Origin of the sequence: Geminocystis sp. NIES-3709 (assembly GCF_001548115.1) — a bacterium.
Taxonomy (GTDB): Bacteria; Cyanobacteriota; Cyanobacteriia; order Cyanobacteriales; family Cyanobacteriaceae; genus Geminocystis.
In genome coordinates, this window is sequence record NZ_AP014821.1 from 3380375 (window position 1) to 3405847 (window position 25473).

A 25473-nucleotide genomic window follows, 5' to 3' on the forward strand; every position below is an offset into this window, starting at 1 on the left:
TTGACCGAAAAATTGATACTAAGTATATTATTGTAGATGTATTATTTATTTCTGTCGAACTGACCCTAAATATATGTTCAGAAAAGCGAGTTTGTTTGTTGCTATCCTGTCCTTTTTTACCCTTTTGGATTCTCGGTTAACCCAAGCCCAAGAAATTAGTATTGACGGTAATACGGCTACTATTGTAACGAAAAATGGCGATCGAATCACCATAGACGGCAACACTCTATCCAGAGACGGAAAAAACCTTTTTCATAGCTTCAAAGAATTTGGTTTAACCCAACAACAAATAGCGACTTTTCTGACAAATCCTAACATTCAAAACATTTTAACAAGGGTGACAGGAGGCAATCCTTCCTATATCAACGGCTTAATTCAAGTGGTGGGCGGTAATAGTAACCTTTTCTTGATGAATCCCGCAGGTATTGTTTTTGGTTCAGGGGCTAGTATAAATGTTCCTGCGGATTTTACAGCAACCACAGCAACGGGTATCGGCTTTAATAACGGCATTCTTAACGCCATCGGCAGTAACGACTATCAAAACTTAACAGGCAATCCCACTAACTTTGTTTTTAATACCAATCAACCGGGTAGCATCATCAATGCTGGAGAGTTGAAAGTTGCCCAAGGAAGTAACATAAATCTCGTTGGTGGCAATGTGATTAATACAGGCACGATCGAGACTCCCAACGGAAATATCAACATACAAGCGGTGGCAGGGACATCTAGGGTAAAAATAACTCCCGAAGGCAGTTTGTTGAGCTTAGAGATAGAAATACCAACGGATGAGAAAGGAAATTTACTAGGGTTCACCCCTCAAGATTTGCCTACCTTACTCACTGGAGCGAATAACACCGGGGTAGGCACTCCCAATGTCACAGTCAATAACAATCAAGTGCAAGTAGCTAATACCAATATACCTAATGAAACAGGTGTTTCCATCGTCTCTGGTAAAATCAGCACCTCATCCGAAACATTAGCAGGGGAAATAACAGTATTAGGTAATAAAGTAGGAGTGATTGACGGCGAAATCGAGGCAAATGGGGAGAATGGAGGAGGGAAAGTGTTAATAGGCGGAGATAGGGAAGGAAAAGGCACAATTCCCAACGCAGAAGTTACTTATATCAGTCCAGACTCCAAAATTTCTGCTGATGCGATCGTTAATGGTGATGGTGGAGAAGTAATCGTTTTTGCAGAAAATCATAGTAGTATTCACGGGGAGTTAACCGCTAAAGGGGGGAATATATCGGGTGATGGTGGATTTATCGAAACCAGTGGGAAAACCTCTTTTAATATAACTAGCGTACCTGATGCCAGTGCCATCAATGGTCAAGCCGGGGAATGGTTAATTGATCCCTATAATATTGATATTGTAGATGGTGCGACTAATATTGGTTTTGATCCTCTCAATCCTTTTACTGCCTTTGCTGATAATGCCCAATTGGGAGTAGATGTAATTCGATCGGGCTTATTGTTATCAGATGTTACTATATCCACAGGCACAACGGGAACTCAAGAGGGTAATATTACATGGGATTCCTTAGCTAACCTTGACTATGAAGGTATCGGTACAGGTAAAATTCTAAGTCTGCGTGCGGCTAGAAATATTCGTTATGAAGGCACAATCCAAGATTCTAATACCTCAACCCTAGATTCTCTCAAAGTTGTTTTTAACTCGAATGTCGATGGAAATGGTGGGGCGATCGCCCTTTTGAGTGGTTCTTCTATTAGTACCAATGGAGGAGATATAATTCTCGGCGGTGGTGCCAATCCCTTAATAACCCCAGCAGTAGGCACATCAGATCTTATTTTTCCAGAAGTTCCCGATTCAACCTCGATCTTTAAAACAGGAGTGGATATAAGAGGTACATTGAGTGCAGGAGGAGGAAATATTAATATACTCGGACAAGGGTTATCATCTTCAACTGAAGCACTTAATGATGGTATTTCCATTAGTTCTAGCCAAATTACCACCATCGGCAATGGTAATATTATCATGGAAGGCACGGGTGGAAGTGGTAGCGGTGCAAGTACGGTAACAGGAGATAGTTTTGATCGTGGTATTAATATTTCAAATAGTAGTATTACCACAGAAGGTGGCAGTATCAGCTTAAGAGGAGTGGGGGGTTTAGGAGATGGAAACTCTAATCATGGTATCAGTATTTTAGAGGGCAACATTTCCAGTACCTTAGGCGGTTCAATCGGTTTAGAAGGAGTAGCGACAACAGGTTCAGGTATTGACATTGGTTCATTCCGTAACATTTTGATTTCCACTGCCAACAATGGTTCAATTAACCTATCGGGAACATCAGAAACCACTTATGGCATATACATTAGCGATCCCATACAAAACGATATTTTTGAAACGCGCTTATCTTCCAGTGGTTCTCTTAATATAGCAGGATTTACCAATTCGATCGATGCCTTTGGTGTTGCCTTACAAGGAAACAAAACAATTATTGAATCATCTCAAAACCTTACCATTAATGCCCAAGGGGGAATAACTGACTTTCCTTTATTAGTGGATGACCAACCGCAAATTATTGTTTCTAATTCCACTACTCTTAACTCCTTCAATCTTGTCAGTGATAGTACAACCCCTGCAGTTATTTCCTTAACAGGGGAGAATGATTTTAATACTGTTACCGTTATCAATGGTCAAGATACTGCCTTAACAGACATCAATGACATTATTGTAGGCATCATAAACAATACAGAAAGTCTTGATGTAAGAGCAGAAGGAAATATTACCACAACAGGGAGTATAACCTTAGATGGTGGTGATGTTGATTTAAGGGCTGGAGGTAATATAAATGTTAGCGATATATTTACAGAAGGAAATAATAAGGACTCAGGAGATATTACCCTCGATGCAGGAGGAATTATTAATTCTACGGGTAGTTTTAGTTTTTCTGCCGCTAATTTTACGACGGGAGATGGAGGTAATGTTACCTTAACTTCTGGTGGTGATCTCTTTCTTGATGCAGGTGTAAATACTTCTTCTACCACAGGAAATGGTGGTAATATTTCTCTTACTTCCACTTTAGGATCAGTTAATACTCAGGGTACAAACATCAATGGAAATCGTTTAGATGCTAGTGGAGACAATAATGGTGGGAATATTAGTATTACGGCCGCACAAAATATTGCAACTGATGATTTAAGAATTGACGGCAATTTGGGTTCAGGTGGTTCGATCGATCTTGATGCCGGTGGAGACGTTGATATTCGTCCAAGTAATCAAATTTTCTTTGGTTCCAATTCTGGTGCTTCTAGTGGTAATTTTACCATTAACTCTTCTGGAATAGTCTCTTTATCAGGTACGATTACTAATAATGGTGCGAACTTTACGATCGGAAATAACACTACACCCGAACAAATAACTAATAGTGATTTTGTTGGTTTTAACACTTTGGGAGGTGATTTAGATTTTCACGCTCACAGTATTAATTTTACCAGTGCAGAGATTAATTCCGATGGCGGTAATATAACTTTTAGTGCTGAGGGAAATATTACCACTCCCAATATTGATACCAGTGGAGTAACCGTACAAACTGGCGGAAATGTGACGATCGAAACTAATACTGGCAACATTGTAACAGGAGATATAAAGACTCAAGCTGTCAATTTAGGAGATAATAACGGAGAAGGCGGTAGTATTAGTTTAAATGCCCTAACGGGAAGTATTGCCAGTGGAAACTTAGATGCTTTTGATCCTGGACTTGACTCTAATGCCAACATTACCTTAGATGCAGGAACAACGATCAATACAGAAAGTATCGCATTGGGTGCAAGTAATAACAACGGTAGTGGAACTCTGACAATCGAAACTCCCTCTGTCTTAACTATTAATGGAGCAATAAATAGCAATGGTGCAGATGTTTTTATCGGTACTGAAACACCTAGCGAAGTTGTCATCAATGGAAGTGTAATCAGTAATGGTGGAGATTTGACTATCAATAGTTTAGGATTGGTAAGAATAAATGATCCTCTTGATGGTACTCCTAGTATTTCTAGTGGTGATGGCAATATTGTTATCAATCATGGGGGAGGAGACTTAAATCCTCGTGTACCTTTTGTGGTAGGAGACTCTACTATCAACGGTACCACTGAAAACATCGTTACTGCCATAGAATCTATTAATACTACCCAAACTTTTTCTAATAGTTTTGCAACTCCTGATAGTACGATCGAAATTAATACTACCAATGCACCCGTCGCCAATTCACCAATTATTGCTGCCACTTTAGATATAGATAACGATGCCACAGGCTCGATCGTATCTTCTAGCGATGGGTTATTAATAGATATTAAGGGGGGTACTCTTTCTAGTAACGGTAGTAACCTATTCCACAGCTTCACTCACTTTGATTTACTTTCTTCCGAACAAACTGCGAATTTTATTACCGAAACATCAGGAATTAATAACATTTTAGCTCGTATTATTAGTGGTAATCCCTCGATTATTAATGGTACAGTTCAAGTCAGTGGTTTAAGTAATCCAAATCTTTACTTAATGAATCCGGCAGGTATTGTTTTTGGACAAAGTGCCACTATTAATGTACCTTCAGACTTTATCGTAACCACTGCCACAGGTATCGGTTTTGGTGATAACTGGTTTAGTGCTAACGGAGATTATAGTGCCAATTTACTTAATACAGATCCTACTACTTTAGCCTTTACTGCCACAGAATCAGGGGCAATTATTAACGCATCGAACCTCAATAATGATAACGGGGATGTGAGTTTATTAGCTGGTACTCAAATTAACACTGAGAATATCAGTAATAGTGGTGACATAAAATTAACAGCAATTCAAGGGCAAAACATTCTCGACTTAGGTACCTTTGCCTTAACTCCTGCTTCGGAAAGTGCTACCTTACCCAATACTTTTACCCCTTCAATTCCTACTTTAGATAATCTCGTTACCACAGCTTTAAGTGCAGGTACAGGAAATTTAGGAGTTAGTATTTTAGGTACTAATTCTCTGCAAGTTGATAGCACGGGAGTAACTGTAGGTTTAGGAGACGTATCAAGTCAAGCCATTAATGCAAGTAACACGAGTATCTTGGCAAATCGTAACGTTACTTTAGGGACTTTTGGAGATAGTCTTGACAGTAACAGTAGTTCTCTTAATGTTAATGCTAATGGACAATTGCAATTATTAGGAACGATCGAACCTCAAGGCGGTGATATTGCTATTGCAGGAGTGAGTAACTTTATTTCTCCGAATAATATCAATACAGGAGGAGGTAACTTTAATCTTGATACTTCTAGCGATTTTACCCTTGACGTTGCCATGTTTACTGAGAGGGGTAACTTTACTCTCAATAGTTTAGGAAATGTGGACATCAATAGTGGTATCGATACGGATGGAGGTAATATAGCCGTAACAGGAAATTCGATTAGTAGTTCATCTGTTGTAATTGTACCTTTTGATACCAGCAGTTTAACAGGTACTGGTGGCAATATAACTCTTACCAGTAATAGTGGGGATATAAATGTAGGTAATCTACTCTCTAATTCTTCCACAGCAAATGGTGGGAATGTTAATATTAATGCTTCTTTAGGGAATATTATTACTCAAAATATTAATAGTTCTGGTGACTTAAAAGGTGGTAATGTTACGATCGAAAGTCCACAAGGTTCAATTCAAACAAGTCTCATTGATTCTAATGCTCCTCAAGGTGAAGGTGGGAATATTAATTTAACCGCACAGACAAATATTGCCACTGAGGATTTATTAGGTGAGGGTGATTTTGGTTTAGGAGGAGGAGATGTTATCATTACCAGTAATAATGGTTCTATTACCATAGACGCGATCGATACAAGTAGTAGCAATAGTGATGCGGGGGAAGTGCAGATTAATTCTTTCGGCAATATTCGAACTCAAGTAATTGATACGACATCTTATTCTGGTAACGGTGAATCTAATCCTGTGGTGGGAGATGCAGGAAATATAAATATTGTAAGTGAACAAGGTTCAATCTCTGTGGATGGAGATATTTTTGCTGGGTCTATAAATCCTAATCGTTTAGATATAAATAAGGGTAAAGGTGGTAATGTTTTTATTTCAACTCAAAATGGAGATATTACGACTCAAAATATTGTTACTGAATCTCGCTTTGATTTAGCCGGCGAAATTAACCTTAATACAAATATTGGTTCTATTAATACAGGCACTTTAACGACAAGAGGATTTATTAATAATGATGTTAATATAAGTGCTTCTAATACGATCATTTCAGGTACTATCAATACCAATAATTTGAATTTGAATGCGACAGGAAATCTTGATTTAAGCACATTAAACATCATCAATGATTTAAGTATTAAGACAACTGGAAATGTAAATGGAACAAATGCCATTAATGTGGGAGGCAATACATTTTTAACGGGAAATGATATTACTCTCGATAATATCGGAAATGATTTTAATACTGTCAGTGTGGTTAATGGTCAAAATGTTACTTTATATGATACTAATGATATTGACTTAGGCAACACTAACGTCACCGATAATTTAGAGATAGTCATAGGCAACGCTACTTTAGGAGGAGCAATTACCGATATTGGCACGATAATTGTCGGAGGAGTTACCACTTTAAATCCGAATAATGCGGATGTGATTCTCGATAGTATCGGAAATGATTTTAATATTGTTTCGGTGAATAATGCTAATAACGTTATCCTTACCGATATTAACGATTTAACTTTGTTCAACGTCGATACATTGGGAAATCCTCTTGATATTATGGTAGGTGATTTGAATCTTCAAGTAACAGGGATTACTACCATTAATAGTAATATTCAAGCTGATAGTATTCTCACCGATAGTAGTGGCTCAACAATTATTAATGCAGATACGATCGCTACTAATTTAGATCAAACCTACAATGATTCGGTTATCTTAGCAAGAGACACAGAAATAAGGGGGGCAAATATTACTTTTAACAATTCCATAGATTCTCAAACAACCCCTCAAAGTTTGACAGTGACAGCAGATACTAACATCAATTATGGTGACGGTAGTGGGGACGATCGAATTGGTGCTAACATTGGCTTAAATAATTTTGAAAGTACCGCCTTAGATATATTTTTAAATATCGATCGAAATGGATTATCCACAGAACAAGCTAGTATTCGCACAATCGGTAATCAAACTTACAATATCATCACTACAGATGTGGGAGTACTTGCCGATACTCTTTATTTAGCAAAAGATACCGTCATTGATACCAATGATTTTACCCTAGACGGTAGTATTAGAGTTGATGATTCGATCGCCATAAATGGAGTTTCTTTGACGATTAATGCTCAGGGGAACGTTAGTGTTACTACCAACAATACAGGGTTGACTACAGCAACATCTATTGATACGGCTTTAGGAAATCAAGGAGGCAATATCACAATTACGGCTGGAGGAGATATAGATATTGATGGAGTCATAAACACGAGTGCATTAAGTCCCACTTCTTTCGTTCCCAATGGTGGTAATGTTTCCATAAGTGGTAATGGTATTGTCGCATTAGGTTCGATCGGTACTTTAGGTACTGCCCAGTCTGGCACGATCGACATACAGGGTGAAAATATCGTTTTAGGTACAATAATTAGTAGCCTACCGAATTTTGGCATAGTGGGAAATGGCGGTACTATCAATATAGATGGGACAAATACTCTAGTCTTAGGAGAAATTCAAGGAGAATCTTTAACCGTATCAGGTAATTTATTGTTAAGTAACTTTACCGTCTTAAATATCCCTATTCCCCCAGACATTCCATTTTTTGCCACGTCCAATATTACAACTACCCAAGATCAAGTTTATAATGGTGCAGTTTTCAGCGATGATAACGTTACTTTTACTGGCAGAAATATTAGTTTGAATGATGGTGTAGATTCTTTCGATTTAAACATTAATACCAGTGACATCGATAATATTCCTCCCTCAGAGATTCCTAATATTATTCTCGATAGCATTCAAAATCGTCAAAATGCAACTCCTAATGACGTTACTATAACCGCTAGTAATAACATTCAATTGGGAGATGGTATCGGAGACGATCGTTTTGGGAGTGTAGCAGGTTTAGCAAGTCTTTCCGCTACTGGACAAACGAATATTAACATTAACGGTACGGGAAATAGTATTAACACCACAGGGAATCAAATCTATAATAACTCAGTATTATTACAAGCTGATACTATTTTTAATGGGGTAAATATTTCCTTCAATGGCACTGTAAATGGAAACAATGACTTAACAGTTAATACCAATAATAACGGTATAACAACTTTTAACACCATAGTAGGAGACACAAATCCTTTAAGTCGCCTTACCACTAACGCCGATGGCTTAACAATTTTAAATGGTAGTGTAATCACTTCAGGAATTCAAAATTATCTTGATAATGTAGAAATAGGTAATCCTATCACTCTAACAACAAACAATAGTAATATTATCTTCGGGGGTACGATTAACAGTGAGTCGGGAGAAAATAATGACTTCTCCATCATTGGTGGTACAGGAAATATAACCCTTAATCAAGCCCTTGGCACGAGTCAAAGTCTAGGAAATATTAGCTTCAATACGAGTGGATATACAACTTTAAATAATATCACCGCTAATGGTTTAATCACCAATCCCGAAGGAAAAACTATCTTAAATGGTGATGTTACGACAACGGGTGTTCAAAACTATCAAGATAATGTAAAAATAGGCAATCCTATTACTATAACTAGCACTGATAGTAATATTACTTTTGACGCTTCCGTAAATAGTCAAACGGGCGAAACGAATAACCTCACCCTTGATAGTGGTACGGGAAATATAACCTTCAACCAAGTTATTGGTAATACTCAGGCATTAAACAACATTATTGCTAATAGTAGTGGAGAAACTACTTTTAATAGAGTGAATGCCAATAGTTTAACAACCAATGCAGGAGGTACAACCCGATTAAATAGTAATGTCACAACTACGAATAGTCAAAACTATGAGGATAATGTAGAAATTGGGAATACTACTATTTTGCGTAGTACTCAAAGTGAGATCAATTTCGGTGCAGATGTTAATACTGCGTCTAATAATTTAACAATTAGAAGTTTAACAGGAGTTAATTTTTCTAGTAGTGGTGTTGTTTCTTCCGAAGGTAGTAATTTATTCTTGACAACGATCGATTCTAATGGCAATATTTTGGTTGGTAATGGCGAAAATAACCAATTTGTCATAACTAATCTCGATCGAGTCAATGGATTTAATAATATTACCATCGGTGAAATTATATCTTCCGAAGCTGGAGAAAGTATTATTACTCGTAGTATAACAATCAATGAGGATTTGACGGTAAATGATCCTTTGAGGCTTCAAGCTAGTAATATTTTTGTTAATAACACCATCAACGGCAATGATAATGCTTCTATTACCATACTAGGAGAAAAAACAACTACAACCCTGAACGCTGATATTATAACTCAAGGCAATGATATAACGATCGATGATAATATCATCTTAGGTTCAAATGTGACTCTTGCCACTAATAGTGAAAATGGTGAAGGGGGAAATATTGAAATTTTAGGTACGATCGAAGGTAATCAGAATTTGATTCTTAATGCAGGAAATAGTAGTGTTTCTTTGACGGATAATATTGGGGATAATGAGGCTTTAAATAATTTATCCATTACTGCTAACAATATAGACTTTAATGGTGGTTCTATTTCTACTAATGGTAATCAAAACTTTAATGGTGATCTGACATTAGCACAAAATACTGTTTTCAATGTAGGTAGTGTATTTTTCGGTCAAGATATTTCCGCTAACAATACTGATGTTAATATTGTAGCTCGACGTATTGCCACGGATAATATCATTACTAGAGGGGGTAATATTTCTCTTACCAGTAATATTCTCGGTGTTGCAACTCAAAATCTTGATACTTCTGGTGGCTCGATCGATATTAACTCCAATACAACTATCAATAGTGGAGAGATTAAAACCGCAAGAAATCGTGGAAATGGTGGTAATATTACCCTTACAGCAAATAATGATATTGAAGTTAGTACTATAAACACCAGTAGTAATAATGGGCAAGGGGGAGATGTAAATATTAGTACTTTAGGACGTTTAAGAGTTACGGACACGATCGAAAATACAAATATTAGTATTGATGCTACTGGAACTACTGGCGGGGGAGCGATTACGATCGACTTTTTCCCTGATAATTCCCAAGCAGGAAAAACAGAAGATCCTCGTTTACCCTTTATTGTTGGTGATCCTAGCAGTAACGGTACGGAAGGAATAATTACTAACGGGGAATTTTTTATCAGTCCTGATGAATATTTTGAGGTTGTTCAAGAGGGAAATATTGATGTTATCCTTTTAGATCCTCAACCTGTTGATCCTGTTGATCCTGTTGATCCTGTCGAGCCTGTTGATCCTGTTGAACCCGTTGAACCTGTTGATCCCAGATTGGAAAAACTCGATCAATTGATTGAAGATGGTGATACAAGTAATTCTGTTGAACCTCCACCAGAAACCCCCCCCCAAATAGCTACTGTTCTTCCTCCTGTACTACCGATTTCAACCGTAGCTCAAGGACAAGAAATCTTATCATTGATCGAACGAGAATCATCAGAAAAACCAGCATTTATTTATGTTAGTTTTACTCCAAAGGGTTATCAACCTAGAGATCTCGAACAAGAATTTGCTCGTAGAGAAGTAATTAACACTCAAGAATATAGCCAGATTGATATTAAAAAGCCTAATCTTACACCCAGTATTGCTTTAACACCGGCGGAAGATGACCAACTTGACTTATTAATTATCACTAATAAAGGGCAACCTGTAAGAGTTACAGTACCTGTCACCAGAGAACAAGTGATAAATTCAGCAACTTTTTTATGGTCAAGTACTGCGGATATATTTGCTTTAAATGAGGATTATAAACCTTATGCAACAGAACTATATAGCTGGTTAATTGCCCCGATCGAAGATAAATTGAAAGAGCAAGAAATTAGCAATCTCTTATTTATTTTACCTGCTGAAATTCGTTTTATTCCGATCGCAGCTTTATATGACGGAAATAGTAAACAATTCCTTGTAGAGAAATATAGCAGTGGTTTAGCACCTAGTCTTAACCTTAACGATAACCGCTATCGTCCTATTAAAGATGTGAACTTGTTGGCTATGGGAGCATCACAATTTAGCGATAGTCAAGTAGTACCATTACCTGCGGTTGGTTTAGAGTTACCTACCATCAAAAAAGTATGGAATGATGAATCTCCAGAAGAATATCAACGTTATTTGAATGAAAACTTTACATTAGAAGAAATTAAAGCTAATTTAGCTCGAAAACCTTATGGTATAGTTCATTTTGGTACCCATGGAGAATTTAACCCCACAGAAACGACAGAGAGTTTCATTCAACTATATAATTCCCGCTTACCTCTAAGTGAAATTAATAATCTTGGCTTAAATCAACCTTTAGTCGAGTTGATGGTGTTAAGTGCCTGTGAAACTGCTTTTGGGAATGAAATTGCTGAGTTAGGTTTTGCTGGATTGGCAGTACAAGCGGGAGTTAAAACGGCCATGGGGAGTGTTTGGCAGGTTAGTGATACGGGAACTTTAGCACTGATGACAGATTTTTATGCTCAACTAAAAACTCAAACCACTAAAGCGGAAGCCTTACGTCAAGCTCAATTAAATATGCTCAATGGTAAGGTTTACAAATCTAGTAACGGCAAAACGATCATCACTCCTCAACTAGAGGTATCTTTAGAAGAATTACCAGAAAATTCTCAACAACCGGAAAACTTTTCTCATCCTTTTTACTGGGCACCTTTTACGATGATTGGTAATCCTTGGTAATTTGATTGAATAATTGATAGTTGATAGTTGCTGTTATTTATTTAAAAATTAAATGGTTTAAAATTTGTTAATTGCATAAAAAAGATACCATAACCTAAAAATATTTTGTTGCAATTTTAAATTTTATTATTATAATTTGTTTATTTAAAACCTATATATAAAATCATGACTAACATAAAAATTAACAAGAAATTATCTTTATTTCCTCTGATTTTTCTCTCTTTTTTTTTGATAAAGATTCCTATATTAGCAGAAGATTTGACATTAATAAATAATAATGAAAATATCAACTCCAATTTATCCAATAAAAATGTTTTAATTAGCCAAAATAATGGAGAAGAATTTTCTGCAAAAGCTATAGAAGTTAAAGGAAATACTATCTTTAATAATGAAATTAACACTATTACTCAGAATTATCAAAATAAAACTATTACGATCGAAACTTTACAAGAAATTGCCAATCAAATTACTCAACTTTATCTCAATCAAGGCTATATAAGTACAAGGGCGATCGTTGAAAATGTTGTGGATGATATAGCTATTATTCAAGTATATGAAGGACAAATAGAAGCGATCCAGATTGAAGGTGCTAAAAGATTAGAAAATTATGTTCGATCGAGAATAGCATTAGGTGCAACAACTCCTCTTAATTCTGGTAATTTAGAAGATCAATTAAGATTATTAAAAGCTGATCCTTTAATTGAAAATATTGAAGCTACATTGAGAGCCGGCAGTGCAGAAAAACAAAGTATTTTGATCGTCAACGTGACAGAAGCTGATCCCTTTTTTGCCACCATTGGTGTCGATAACTATTCTCCTCCCAGTATTGGTGCAACTCAAGTTACTTTAGCCGCCGGTTATGGCAATGTTTTAGGCTTAGGGGATAGTTTCTCTGTGTCTTATCAACCCCGTGTAGAAGATTGGGCTGGGACTTATAATCTCGATATTAACTATAATATACCTCTTAATCCCATGAATGGCACTTTAAATGCTAGGGTTACGATACAAGAAAATACAGTAGTAGAGGGAGACTTTCAAGAGTTAGATATTAGTGGCGAAAGTCAATTTTATGAGTTAAGTTATCGTCAACCTTTAATTCGTAGTCCTAGAGAAGAATTAGCTTTATCTGTGGGTATGAGTTACCGTAATGGTCAAACTTTCACTTTTCAAGGGCCGACTCCTTTCGGTGTAGGACCAAATGAAGATGGTATTACTCGTACCAATGTTATTAGTCTTGGTCAAGATTATGTCAAACGAGATAATATGGGTGCTTGGGCATTACGATCGCAATTTCGTATCGGTACAGGCTTGTTTGATGTTACGACTTCTAATAGTTCAAATGATCCTGATGGTTACTTTTTGGCTTGGTTAGGACAAATTCAACGAGTACAACTATTAAACCCCGATAACTTATTAATTATTCAAGGAGATATTCAATTAAGTTTAGATCCTTTATTGCCTTCAGAACAATTTGTCATTGGTGGTGGACAATCCGTGAGGGGTTATCGTCAAAATGTCCGAGCAGGAGATAATGGTTTTCGTTTTTCCATTGAAGATAGAATTACGATCGTTCGTAATGATGAACGTTTTCCAGTGTTTCAAATAGCACCTTTTTTCGACATGGGTTCGGTATGGAATGCCCAAGGAAATCCTAACTTTTCGTCCAATCAAAGATTTATCGCCGCTTTGGGTTTAGGTTTAATTTGGCAACCTGTGGAAAATCTCAATATGAGATTAGACTATGCACCCCCTTTAATTGATTTAGTCGATCGAGGTAACAACATTCAAGACGATGGACTATATTTTAACGTGAAGTATAATTTTTAATCAATGAAAACAGACAAGCTATCTCACTTTATATGATACAAAAAGAAACTGTTTTTATGACAACCCGTGACGGAATTTCATTAGCCAGTGATATTTATTATCCTGTCACTGATGAGAAACTGCCTGTGTTGTTGATGCGTCAACCTTATGGTAAATCGATCGCTTCTACTGTAGTATATGCTCATCCAAAATGGTACGCCAAACATGGCTATATTGTCGTTATTCAAGATGTTAGAGGTAGAGGAGAATCAGAAGGAGAATTTCAGCTATTTGAGACCGAAATAAATGACGGTTACGATACCCTCGAATGGGTTGCAAATATAAACAGAAGTAATGGCAAAGTAGGGATGTATGGTTTTTCCTATCAAGGTATGACTCAATTATATTGTGCTATCAGTCAAAATCCTGCTTTAAAAACTATTTGTCCTGCGATGATTGCTTATGATTTATATAGTGATTGGGCTTATGAAAACGGAGCTTTTTGTTATCAATTAAATTTAGCATGGGCAATACAGTTATCTGCTGAAACTGCTCGATTAAAACAAGATTTATTAGCTTATAAAGTTCTTTATTTAGCTAGTCGTAATCTACCTGTTTATGATCTACCAATCATAGTGGAAGAAGCCTTAAAAAAATATTGTCCTAGCAACTTTTATTTTGAATGGTTAAAGCATAAACAAGACGATGAATATTGGCAAAAATTATCCCCAAAAACCTATTTTAAAAATGTCGATTTGCCCATGCTTCATATCGGTGGTTGGTTCGATACTTATTTACGAGGAAGTCTTAATTTATATCAAGAAATTAATAAAAAAAGTAAGTTTCAACAACATTTAATTATTGGCCCTTGGGCTCATCTTCCTTGGGGAAATACTCTTGGCGATCGATATTATACCACTCAGGCTAATAACAATATTAATGAGATACAAATAGCTTGGTTTAATAAACATTTAAAAGGTATTGAAAATAGTAATTTATTTTCTAAAAATATTCAATTATTTCAAATGGGTACTAATAAATGGATTAAAGTTAATAAATTAAATAATGAAAACAAGTTAATATTTTATTTAAACAGTACAGGATTAGCTAATATTAAAGATGATGATGGAAAATTAATAATAGATAATCAAAAAAATAATTATCAACAAGAAGATATTATTATTCATGATTTTTGGCGATCAACTCCAAGTTTAGGAGGACATAGTAGTATTTCTAGCGGTAGTTTCGATCGAAGTGAATTAGATAATCGCAGTGATGTCATTACTTATACTAGCAATATTTTTTCAGAAGATTTAGAGATATTAGGAGATATAGAATTAGAAATTTATGTTCAAGCTGATACAAAAAGTTTTGATTTATCTGTTACTTTATCTCAAAAATTTAATGATGGAAAAGTTTATAATTTTAATCAAGGATATATAAAAATTAATAACCACAATTCAGAAAAACCAATAAAATTTTTATTACAATCAACTTGTATTCAAATTCAAAAAAATACCGCCTTGAGATTAAGTATTAGTCCAAGTAATTTTCCCTCTTATTCTGTAAATTTTGGTAGAAATAAATCGGAGATGAATTATCAAGATTTAGAGACTAAACCTATTACTATCATTATCTTTTCTGGACAGAAAACTTCCTCAAAATTAATTATTAATCAAGGATAAAATCTGCTGAAAATGTCTTCTCAGATCTTGCACCAGTACGATAATACTAACAAACCAGAACGGAAAAAATCAATTTTAGGAGTTTTAAAATCAATTCTTGTCACTTTTCCCTATTTCCTCTCTTTACCGATAATTTTATAGTTAATTTTAGAAGAAGTGTTTATAAAAGAGGATTTCATGGATTAAAATGAGTTGATAAAACAAAATTCAATCATATTAATTAAAGCATTATGATAATTTTACCCGGCACAGTGGTGACAGTCACAAATCCCGATGATACTTACTATCGTTTTGAAGGTTTAGTACAAAGAGTTACCGATGGCAAGGCTGCGGTTTTGTTTGAAGGAGGAAACTGGGATAAACTTATCACCTTTAGGTTATCAGAATTAGAAGCGATCGATCCCAAAAATAAAAAATAGCCTATGTTTGACAATTAACAATTCAATGTTGAATTATTTTTCTGAAGTATAGTGCGAGTCACAATCATATTTTTTTTAGCGAAGTATAGTGCGAGTCACAAATATACTTTAATTTAAAAAGGTGTAATGGTTTTTAGATGTAAAGATTGTTGTGTGTGGGGATGGATAAAAGTAATTTCTCGGGCGTGGAGATGCAATCTAATATTATTATCCTGTGAATTGCCGTAAAGTCGATCGCCTTTAATGGGAAATCCTAAGCCTTGTAAACAATGGACTCTTAATTGGTGAGTTCTTCCGGTAACAGGCTTTAATTGTAATCGTGTTTCTCCATTTTCTAGTTTCATCATTTGAAAATGAGTAATGGAAGATTTGCCATGAAGATAATTAACTTCTTGACGAGGACGAGTCAAGGGATTACTCCATAAAGGTAAATTAATTATCCCCTCTGGAGTGGAAACAACACCATTTAAAATTGCTTCATAAATTTTTTTTACTTGTCTTTGGGCAAATTGTTGAGAAAGATTGATATAAGTGTCTTGAGTTTTTGCCAAAATTAATATACCTGAAGTATCTTGATCTAATCTATGGACTGTTGTAAACTGAAAATTAGATTTAGCCGTGGTAATCTGTCTAAAACGAGATTCTACACTCTCAAAATTATGACTTCCTCTACCAGAAACCGATAGCAAACCAGAGGGTTTATCTACCACTAACACCCATTCATCTTCATAAATAACAGGTATCGATTCTTCCCTGTTAACAGCCCGAAAAGTGGGTAATCCTGATAAAAGAAAACCCATTAAAGGTTGACATCGATCGACACAAGCAGGATAAAAATGACCTTCAACTCTTTCACCATTAGGAGAAGACTCCCCCCACCAAAATTCTGCCATGGCGACGGGTTGTAAATGATTAGTTGAGGCATAGTGTAAAAGTTTTGGGGTGCAACAATCTCCTGTACCAGTGGGAATAAAAGCCTTACCTAATAATGAACCAATACTTAAACTATCCCCCGAAAAATTAGTAAGAGTATAAGCAGTTTGCATTTGTGCCTGTAATTGTTGTGATAATTTCTTACGTTGTTGTTTAAGTTGTTGAATTTTTTCATTAGTTTGATTAATTTCAATTTCCAAAGGAAGTAACTTTTCCTCCCATTGACGTTTTAAAATACGTCTTTCCCAATCATCTCGGCGACTATCCTGCTGTAAACGATAAAGTTGGAAAGATAAATCAAACTCTAAGAGTAAATAATAAAAAAACTTTGCGTCTTTGCGTCTTTGCGAGAGACTTAAACAAAATAATGACACAATACCAAACACTAATTCTGGTGTTTTTGAGATGTTTTTATAAAAAAATCGGTTTTTATCTCTAATTTCCTTTCGTTGACGATGAATAACTTTTAAATTCTTATATTGACGTTGATATTCTGGGGAAATTTGTTGATAGTCGTGACGAAGGGGGAGACTTTCTAAAGTGAGAATTTCTTGTTTAATATCATCTAACTGTTTGAGAGTAAGATTTTCTGCTAAAGCAATCATCGAGTCACCCGAAATTTGAGACACCCAACCATCCACCTGTTTTTTTCCGTTTAACAATCCAGAAAAGGCTTTAATAACTGCCAGTTTTCCGAAACTGTCTTTAACAATTAAAACTCCTAACATTTTACCTTTAACAGTTTGAAAAGAAGTTTTTTTAAGTTGACGACATAAACTTAAAGCTACTTTTTCGGCCAAAATAGTACGGGGTAATCGTAGATTGTCTCCAGTTTTTGGACAAATTCCTTCATAGTAATAAGTGACGGTATCTGTTTCTTTTATTTCTTCTTTGGTGACAAAATCCGTTAAGGGATATATTTCTTTTACAAAATCCACTCAAACTTATCGATAATTATTCATTGTCCATCTTACAGCACTTTTTAAATTGATGAGCGTCATTCAGAAAAATTTGTGAAAAACAAACAAATCTCTTCCTTCTAACTTTGGCAAGTAAATGTCGATTCCTTTGAACTTATCGGACTCTCGATCGAGTAAAATAGTATTTAAAACAGTATCAGAATAGAAAAAAATAATTATGACTCAAGTCAGCAACCATAAAACCTTAGAAGCAATGAAGAATTTTGCGGAACAATATGCTAAACGTACAGATACTTACTTTTGTATAGATCCTTCTGTTACTGCCGTAGTTATTCAGGGTTTAGCTCGTCATAAAGAAGAATTGGGATCACCTCTTTGTCCTTGTCGTCACTACGAAGATAAAGAAGCAGAGGTGAAAAACACTTTTTGGAATTGTCCTTGTGTACCAATGAGAGAGAGAAAAGAATGTCACTGTATGTTATTCATCACTCCGGATAATGAATTTGCCGGTGACAAACAAGAAATCACATGGGAAGACTTACAATCTGTTAAGTATTAGATTTTGATTAAGGTTAACTATTTGTTATCTTGACAGTTTTAGTATTAAAAACAGGAATCCGAATACAAAGTAGGGTTAACAAGGCGATCATATGTATTGACCAATGAGCCATAGCAAATCCCCAAATAATAAAAATCACGGCAGTAAAGATGGCTAACACTAAATGAATTTCTTGATTAGTCCGTTTGTAAATTAAAGTACTAAAGATCGTGGTTAAGAATAGAAGAGTCATAAATAGGGTAATCATGATTATTATCACCTCAATAAACGGAGATTTTTATAATCAGACATTTGTAAAACTAGACTAATTTCCTGTATTTAACCTAATTTTTAAAAACTCTGATTATTCTTTACTGTGACTCTAAACTAACATTTTTTTTTGTTTTCGATCGTTAGATATTGTCCTTATCTTTCGATCGTTATAAAACTTTATATATCTTAATATAGAAAGCCCAGATCACTTGTTGAAAATTTAAAATTCATCATAGATTTAGTATATATTGAAAAAGTTTATTAGTTATTAATTATTAATAATTTTTGATAACCATTTTTTAAGTTGATAAGTACCTAAACAGTCATCCTCATTATAAATTAAAATATAATTTAGCCAAGTTCGATCGAGAGTTTTTAACCATTGATCATACCAAAAAACACATTGATCCCCACCGATGTTAAGATAATTAGAACCTATTTTTCCTGTTTTTGGATCACGCCATTGAAAACCTAACCAATTGGCAACAGATTTTAAAGAGTAGCTTTCTACGGGGAGAAAAAGAGAATTAATCACCAATTTATGTAAGTCAAATAAGCGATTTAGAAGAGACTGTAAATCACTATGAGGAGTTTTATAAATATAGCTTAAACGTTTAACAGTTTCTACTTCATAATTGGAATAATGAAAGATAGGTGCATTTGGATATTGACTCACAAAGTGAAGAAATTTTTCCCAAATATCTTTTTCTTGTTCAATACTTTCAGCTAAAAACTTGTAATATTTTTTCTCTTTTGTTTGATAATTAACCAGTAAAACTCCCAATAAATAATCTAAATTTCGATCGGGTTCCGCTTCTATGTCAAAATATAACTCAATAGTATTAGTGGGAATCAGTAAAACAGTAGAATTTTTAAAAATAGGTTGATGAGAAATCAAAGACTTCCCTTGTAGATAAATATTATTGGCAATTTCTTTTTCAAAAAGTTTTTTTAAATGAGATAAATCAGCATGAGAAAGGGAAACTAAATCATTAATTCCCTCACTAATTAAAGAATCATATCTTTTAGGGGTAATACCCGGAATCAAAGACAGATGTTGTTGAGATTTAGCTTTCGAGTAACAACCATCATACCATTGACAAAAAGTACAACGTTGACGAGAAATAAACACTTCTGGTTCTTTTTTTTCCGATACCATTGATATAAATTCTCTAACTAACTCTCGGCAACGAGGAATCCAAAGATTAAGGTTAAGATAATAAGGGTGATAGCTATAGCGTAAAATGATATGGGTTTGTGATAAATCAATACCTTGAAAAACACTCAAAATATCTCCTTGAAATGCGGAAATTAAGCGATATTCAGGTTTCATCTTTTTCCCTAAATGAGTGTTAACAGGAATATAACTCCAATCACCCCAAATACTGGGAATTTTTTGCTTAATTAATAAAGTAGGAGATGTCTGGAAAACAATTTCTTCTTGATTTTCTCGATAATGGGTATAAGTAACTATACCTTGATAAATACAGTCAACTCCTTGACGCATTAAATCTTCTGTAACGGATGCGACTTGTAAACTATCTTCACTATCTTTTACTAAGAGTTTGGGTTGCTGATAGGATAAGTTGTAGTTTTGTAAAACTTTCCAACTATGAGATTCTCTTTCTTGTTTTAGTTTTAAGATAAAATCTTTTTCGGGTTGTTTTTGACTATCTCCACCATAAATATTAAAAAAGGCGCGACGATGACAACGTTTGTAATGAAGCAACAATTCATCAGTCAGCAACATTCAGTAAATTCCTTTCAAAATCACAATTATATCAAAATCTATCAAATTTAATACTTTACCAGTTTAGTTCATAAATACTAACTATTTAATTCTTAAATCTATTACCAATTACTTTGTTTGATCAATAATTTTATAATTCACTTATATTATGTAATACGGTAATTTTAGCTTTAATCAATTTATTGCAAAGCGCTTTATTGTTGTATTGATTTTTCTTGTAGATTAGCTATAATATTATCATCAACTGTCAACTTGGGTTAATACTTTTAACCCGTACAAGTCAACTATCAACTAGCCTCCCTGTCTTTTTGGGCACCCTCTTTCCGGAGGAATGGGAGGTTTTTAAATGTCACATTTTCTATAAAATTAATTGATAGGCTTCGATCGTTTCTTGTGCGACTCTATTCCACGAGTATAATTGAGAGCGTTTTTTGCCTTTGATAATTAATTCTTCCCGTAAGTCTGGTTGGCTAATGATTTGATAAATACTGTCAGCGATCGAGGTATAATCATCAGGATTAATATATATGGCGGCTTCTTGTGCAACTTCGGGTAAAGATGAGGTGTTGGAGGTGATGACTGGCGCACCCAATGTCATGGCTTCTAAAACTGGTAAGCCAAAACCTTCGTAAAAAGATGGATACACAAACACATCCGTTAAATGATAACAAACGGCAACTTCTTCGTCGGATAAATAGCCTAGGTGATGAATGTCATTATGAAACTCTGAGTTTTCAATTTCTGCAAAGATTGTCTCATAATTCCATCCTTTTTGTCCAATTAAAATTAAATGATGATTGATACAGTATTTTTTTTTGACTAAATTAAAGGCTTTAACTAAATTTATTATATTTTTTCTTGGCTCGATCGTACTAACAAATAAAATATAGGGTTGAGTGAAATCATAATTTATTTTATTTTTAATAATCTCAATATTTTTATCTTCTAAATAATTAGAATCATATCTACTTGCTTCGGAAGTAATCGCTATTTTATCTTTTTTTACCCCAAAATAGTCAATAATATCTTGTTTTGTACTTTGAGCAAAAGTAATTATTAAATCAGTCCACTGCAAACATTTTTTAATTCTATCAGTATAACTTTTAACTATTTTGCTACTATAAAAAGGATATTTAAGGAAAGTTAAATCATGAATTGTCATGACTTTTTTACCATAAGTAAAAGGGTAAACGTAATGATCTGTACCATGAATTATATCCACATCTTGCCAAAATCGATCGTGCTGAGGTACAAATAACCCTGCGGATTTACCTAAAAAGTTACTAACGGTGACGGGAAAAGGTAAAAATTGCAAATCAGAAATATCTTTCAAGGTATCAGGAAGATGATTATTATTTATCAACCAATGAGAAACAGAAGGTTGTCGATAGATATTGAAAGAGTAGTTAGTCTCATTTTCTAAGGCTTTTAATCCCTTAATCAAATTATAAGTGTAAAATCCCACTCCACTAGGACAATCTCGAATTGAACTACAATCCACTAATATCTTAAACATCTCGATCGTTTTATTATTAAACATTCTTAACAATACCTGAAATTGAGTATCAAAGAGGGTTTTAAATATTATTCTTCAGAAAAAGCAAAACAAAATACATCTTTTGAAAGAAAAAGTTGTCAAATTTGATACTTTTTGGTTATATTAAAAGAGTAAGGATAAATCGTTCATCTGTTTAGGCAGACGGAAGTAAGAAGTAATAATCTTCTGAAGGAACGCGCCTCGAATCTAAACCCATCGAAAATTAGAGGAGGCGACATTATGAACGCTAAAGAAAACAACAATCTTGGTTCTATCAGTCAACAAGCGCGTTTGTTAATGGTTGATAATCGTCAACGCAAACAAAATCGTCAGGCTAGTATGTTAGAAAGATCTGCTAAACAAGTTGGTCTTGAATAATAGATTATAGGAATATTCGATATTTTTAGTTAGAATAATATCCAGAAAATCTGACTAGAAATATCCACAAATAGGTTATTTATTTTAATTAGATTAGAGGAAAAAAATATGATTAGTCAAAAAACTATTGAAAATGCAAGACAAGCCCACAGAACAGCTTTACTAGAAACTTTAGAACGTCGTTTAGAAGTAGCTAAATCTAAAGGACAAAGTGCATTAGTAGATCAATTAGAAGCTGAAAAACATTATTATACTAAATAATAAAGATTGGCGCTTTTCACAAATAGTTAAGAGAAAATTAACTTAGATAAGTCGTTGATTAATTTCTTAATTTTCTAAAGTATATATTTCACGTCAAGAACTTAGTTTTTGGCGTTTTTTATTGTCTAATTTTCCTTTACTTATCTAAATTAACCTCAGATGCATCTAAGTAGAATAGTAAAGGGAGGCAATACTCATTTGCTCATTATTCATTGCTAATTGTTCATAGTTTTAAGCTAAGATATAAGATTGCTCACTAAATTTAAAATTTTATATTGAGGTAAATTATAATGGCTCAAATGTACTATGATAATGATGCCAATTTAGATTTATTTGCTAATAAAACTGTAGCAATTATTGGTTATGGATCTCAAGGTCACGCCCATGCTTTAAACTTAAAAGAAAGTGGCATTAACGTCATTGTAGGACTTTATGAAGGTAGCAAGTCTCAACCCAAAGCGGAATCGGCTGGTTTAAAAGTTCATACCGTTGCAGAAGCAGCCTCTCTCGCTGACTGGGTTATGATATTATTACCAGATGAAGTTCAACGCACTATTTATGAAAAAGAGATCGCACCCTATCTAACTAAAGGTAAAGTATTATCTTTTGCTCATGGTTTTAATATCCATTTTGGTCAAATTGTACCTCCTGAAGACGTTGACGTGGTAATGGTTGCACCAAAAGGCCCCGGACATCTTGTGAGACGTACATATGAACAAGGGCAAGGTGTACCTGCTTTATTCGCCGTTTATCAAGATGCCACAGGAAATGCTCGTAATTTAGCTATGGCTTATGCTAAGGGAATTGGTGGCACTCGTGCTGGTATTCTTGAAACTAGCTTTAGAGAAGAAACTGAAACTGATTTATTTGGCGAACAAGCTGTATTATGTGGTGGTTTATCAGAATTAATCAAAGCGGGTTTTGATACCCTCGTTTCTGCTGGTTATCAACCTGAATTAGCTTACTTTGAGTGTTTACATGAAGTTAAATTAATTGTTGATTTAATCGTAGAAGGCGGTTTGGCGAAGATGCGTAATAGTATTTCTAATACCGCAGAATATGGTGATTATACCAGAGGGCCTAGAGTTATCACCGATGAAACTCGTGCAGAAATGAAAAAAATTCTCACAGAAATTCAATCTGGACAATTTGCAAGAGAGTTTGTTTTAGAAAACCAAGCAGGAAAACCTGGATTTACTGCTATGCGTCGTCGTGAAGCTGAACAAACTATCGAAGAAGTCGGTAAAGATTTACGCGCTATGTTTAGTTGGATGAAAAAGTAGTTCTTTAATAAATAATTGATAATAGATAATGGATCGTTAGTTCTTTTATCTGTTGTCAATTGCTTTTATATGCTGAAAAAATTATTAATTTTTCTTATAATTGGTTATCGTCGCTTCATCTCTCCTCTATTTCTTCCTAATTGTCGATTTGTGCCGACTTGCTCTAGTTATGCTTTAACAGCGATCGAGCGTTATGGTACATTTAAGGGTAGTTGTTTAAGTGTCCGTAGAATTTGTCGTTGTCATCCTTTTCATCCGGGCGGTTATGATCCTGTACCCTCTTTGTCAGATAAGTTACCAATTGATAATTGACAATTGTTCATGGTTGAACATCTTTTTTCGATCGAGATTAGACAATACTTATATACTGCTCCCTTTTAGAGTACAATCAATATTTAATTTCCGTGCTTAAGTAAGGAGTTTAAATGTTTAGTAATAGCGAAATTTATTTTCAGGCAGAAGAAATTGTTAACTTGGAAGTACAACAGCAAACTATTCCCATTCAACATTATCTCAAGCAACCTTTTCGATTAGTAAAGACCATCGCTAATGAAAGATTAATGAAAGTTTTAGGTTTCGATCGTTATCAACTACAGATGAAACCGCTTAATTTTCTGGAAATTTATCATTTTCAACCGACAGTTATTCTCAAAGTTTGGACTGGTGCATCAGGTAATGTATATTTAAAATCTGAATCTTGCGAAATCAAAGGTATTGAATATATTAATCGTCGATTTTCTCTGGATCTTAAAGGAAAATTGACTCCTGTAGAAATAGAAGGAAAAATTTATTTACAAGGGAAAGCTAATTTAACAGTTAAAGTTGATTTACCACCACCATTATGGTTAACTCCAAAGACTCTTTTACAAAGTACTGGCAACAGTTTACTCAAAGGGGTATTAATGCGCATCAAACATCAATTAATGTCCCAATTATTGCAGGATTATTATAACTTTGCTCAAGGAGAAAAAGAAAAAATATCTCCTAATCAGAATATTTTAGGAGTTTTTAGTGGGAACTAATTTTTTGTTAATTTAAACTCTCTAAGTCGGGGAATTAGTCCGTTTTAAAAATGTTTTTAATCGATCGCTTTTTGGACTGGAAAATACATCATTAGGTTTACCCATTTCCTCAATAATTCCCTCATTAAAAAATAAAACTAAATTAGAAACTTCTCTGGCAAACTGCATTTCATGAGTAACAACAATCATCGTCATGCCTTCTTCTGCTAATTGTCTCATGGTAGAAAGTACTTCTCCCACTAATTCAGGATCTAAGGCACTGGTAGGTTCATCAAACAAAATAATTTCAGGTTCCATACATAAACTACGAGCGATCGCAACTCTTTGTTTTTGTCCACCAGAAAGTTGTTCAGGGTAAAAATTGGTTTTAGCCGATAATCCTACTTTTTCTAAATAATGTAAGGCTTTTTCTTTTGCTTCAATAGTGGATTTTTTTAAAACTTTTTGAGGTGCTAACATCAAATTTTGTAAAACGGTTAGATGGGGAAATAAATTAAAATGTTGAAAAACCATACTTACTTTACTTCTTAATTGGCGTAAAGAATTTTCAGTTATTTTATGAGCAGACATATCTACTCCCATTACTTCTAACATACCTGAAGTAACGGTTTCAAGGCGATTTAAACAACGAATAAAAGTAGTTTTACCACAACCCGAAGGGCCAATTATCGAGACCACATCCCCCTTATATAATTTTACATCTACTCCTTTTAATACTTCTAAATTTCCAAAACTTTTATGTAAATTTTTACTAATAATTACAGGATCAAGTGAAGACATAATTATAGATTTTTTAACTATTTAGAGA

Annotated in this window: 15 protein-coding genes and 1 riboswitch; of the genes, 10 read left to right on the forward strand and 5 right to left on the reverse strand. The window is 34.4% G+C overall.

Annotated elements, in window-relative coordinates; translation table 11 throughout:
- Window positions 1-73 precede the first annotated feature (73 nt).
- The 4 genes from GM3709_RS21800 to GM3709_RS14425 all read left to right on the forward strand — a co-directional run bounded on the left by GM3709_RS21800 (window position 74) and on the right by GM3709_RS14425 (window position 15770).
- Complete coding sequence (locus tag GM3709_RS21800) at window positions 74-11860, forward strand: CHAT domain-containing protein (protein ID WP_066120648.1); 11787 nt, start codon at window positions 74-76, stop codon at window positions 11858-11860.
- Between the two features lie 165 nt (window positions 11861-12025).
- A complete protein-coding gene (locus GM3709_RS14415; RefSeq protein ID WP_066120650.1) occupies window positions 12026-13687 on the forward strand; it encodes a ShlB/FhaC/HecB family hemolysin secretion/activation protein in 1662 nt (553 codons plus the stop codon).
- A 32-nt stretch (window positions 13688-13719) separates the two neighbouring features.
- The gene (locus tag GM3709_RS14420; protein WP_066120652.1) at window positions 13720-15351 is read left to right on the forward strand and encodes a CocE/NonD family hydrolase; all 1632 of its coding nucleotides are present in this window, start codon (window positions 13720-13722) and stop codon (window positions 15349-15351) included.
- Between the two features lie 230 nt (window positions 15352-15581).
- A complete protein-coding gene (locus GM3709_RS14425; RefSeq protein ID WP_066120654.1) occupies window positions 15582-15770 on the forward strand; it encodes an NAD(P)H dehydrogenase subunit NdhS in 189 nt (62 codons plus the stop codon).
- A 113-nt stretch (window positions 15771-15883) separates the two neighbouring features.
- Here GM3709_RS14425 and GM3709_RS14430 read toward each other — a convergent pair whose 3' ends face one another.
- Window positions 15884-17641, reverse strand: coding sequence for an RluA family pseudouridine synthase (locus GM3709_RS14430; protein WP_066120656.1), 1758 nt, complete (start codon window positions 17639-17641; stop codon window positions 15884-15886).
- 199 nt (window positions 17642-17840) lie between these two features.
- Here GM3709_RS14430 and GM3709_RS14435 point away from each other — a divergent pair, with 199 nt between their 5' ends.
- The gene (locus GM3709_RS14435) at window positions 17841-18182 is read left to right on the forward strand and encodes a ferredoxin-thioredoxin reductase catalytic domain-containing protein (protein ID WP_066120658.1); all 342 of its coding nucleotides are present in this window, start codon (window positions 17841-17843) and stop codon (window positions 18180-18182) included.
- Between the two features lie 13 nt (window positions 18183-18195).
- Here the strand turns inward: GM3709_RS14435 and GM3709_RS14440 are convergent, their stop codons facing one another.
- The 3 genes from GM3709_RS14440 to GM3709_RS14450 form a co-directional block, all read right to left on the reverse strand.
- Complete coding sequence (locus GM3709_RS14440; protein WP_231937574.1) at window positions 18196-18429, reverse strand: hypothetical protein; 234 nt, start codon at window positions 18427-18429, stop codon at window positions 18196-18198.
- A gap of 273 nt (window positions 18430-18702) precedes the next feature.
- A complete protein-coding gene (locus tag GM3709_RS14445) occupies window positions 18703-20184 on the reverse strand; it encodes a TM0106 family RecB-like putative nuclease (protein WP_066120660.1) in 1482 nt (493 codons plus the stop codon).
- Window positions 20185-20542: 358 nt separating this feature from the next.
- Complete coding sequence (locus GM3709_RS14450; RefSeq protein ID WP_066121963.1) at window positions 20543-21700, reverse strand: glycosyltransferase family 1 protein; 1158 nt, start codon at window positions 21698-21700, stop codon at window positions 20543-20545.
- A 162-nt stretch (window positions 21701-21862) separates the two neighbouring features.
- Window positions 21863-21922: riboswitch (Glutamine riboswitch) on the forward strand.
- Window positions 21923-21961: 39 nt separating this feature from the next.
- Between GM3709_RS14450 and GM3709_RS20810 the strand changes: the two genes are divergently transcribed.
- The 5 genes from GM3709_RS20810 to GM3709_RS14465 all read left to right on the forward strand — a co-directional run bounded on the left by GM3709_RS20810 (window position 21962) and on the right by GM3709_RS14465 (window position 24665).
- Window positions 21962-22099 carry a hypothetical protein gene (locus GM3709_RS20810; RefSeq protein ID WP_173645725.1) on the forward strand — a complete coding sequence of 46 codons (138 nt, stop codon included), beginning with the start codon at window positions 21962-21964 and terminating at the stop codon, window positions 22097-22099.
- Between the two features lie 108 nt (window positions 22100-22207).
- The gene (locus GM3709_RS20815) at window positions 22208-22360 is read left to right on the forward strand and encodes a hypothetical protein (protein WP_173645726.1); all 153 of its coding nucleotides are present in this window, start codon (window positions 22208-22210) and stop codon (window positions 22358-22360) included.
- A gap of 290 nt (window positions 22361-22650) precedes the next feature.
- On the forward strand, window positions 22651-23643 hold the full coding sequence (gene ilvC / locus GM3709_RS14455) for a ketol-acid reductoisomerase (RefSeq protein WP_066120662.1): 993 nt from the start codon (window positions 22651-22653) through the stop codon (window positions 23641-23643).
- Window positions 23644-23715: 72 nt separating this feature from the next.
- Window positions 23716-23955, forward strand: a complete 240-nt coding sequence (yidD, locus tag GM3709_RS14460; protein ID WP_066121965.1) for a membrane protein insertion efficiency factor YidD — start codon at window positions 23716-23718, stop codon at window positions 23953-23955.
- 113 nt (window positions 23956-24068) lie between these two features.
- Window positions 24069-24665 carry a DUF1997 domain-containing protein gene (locus GM3709_RS14465; RefSeq protein WP_066120664.1) on the forward strand — a complete coding sequence of 199 codons (597 nt, stop codon included), beginning with the start codon at window positions 24069-24071 and terminating at the stop codon, window positions 24663-24665.
- A 21-nt stretch (window positions 24666-24686) separates the two neighbouring features.
- Here GM3709_RS14465 and GM3709_RS14470 read toward each other — a convergent pair whose 3' ends face one another.
- Window positions 24687-25445 carry an amino acid ABC transporter ATP-binding protein gene (locus tag GM3709_RS14470; RefSeq protein ID WP_066120667.1) on the reverse strand — a complete coding sequence of 253 codons (759 nt, stop codon included), beginning with the start codon at window positions 25443-25445 and terminating at the stop codon, window positions 24687-24689.
- Between the last annotated feature and the right edge of the window lie 28 nt (window positions 25446-25473).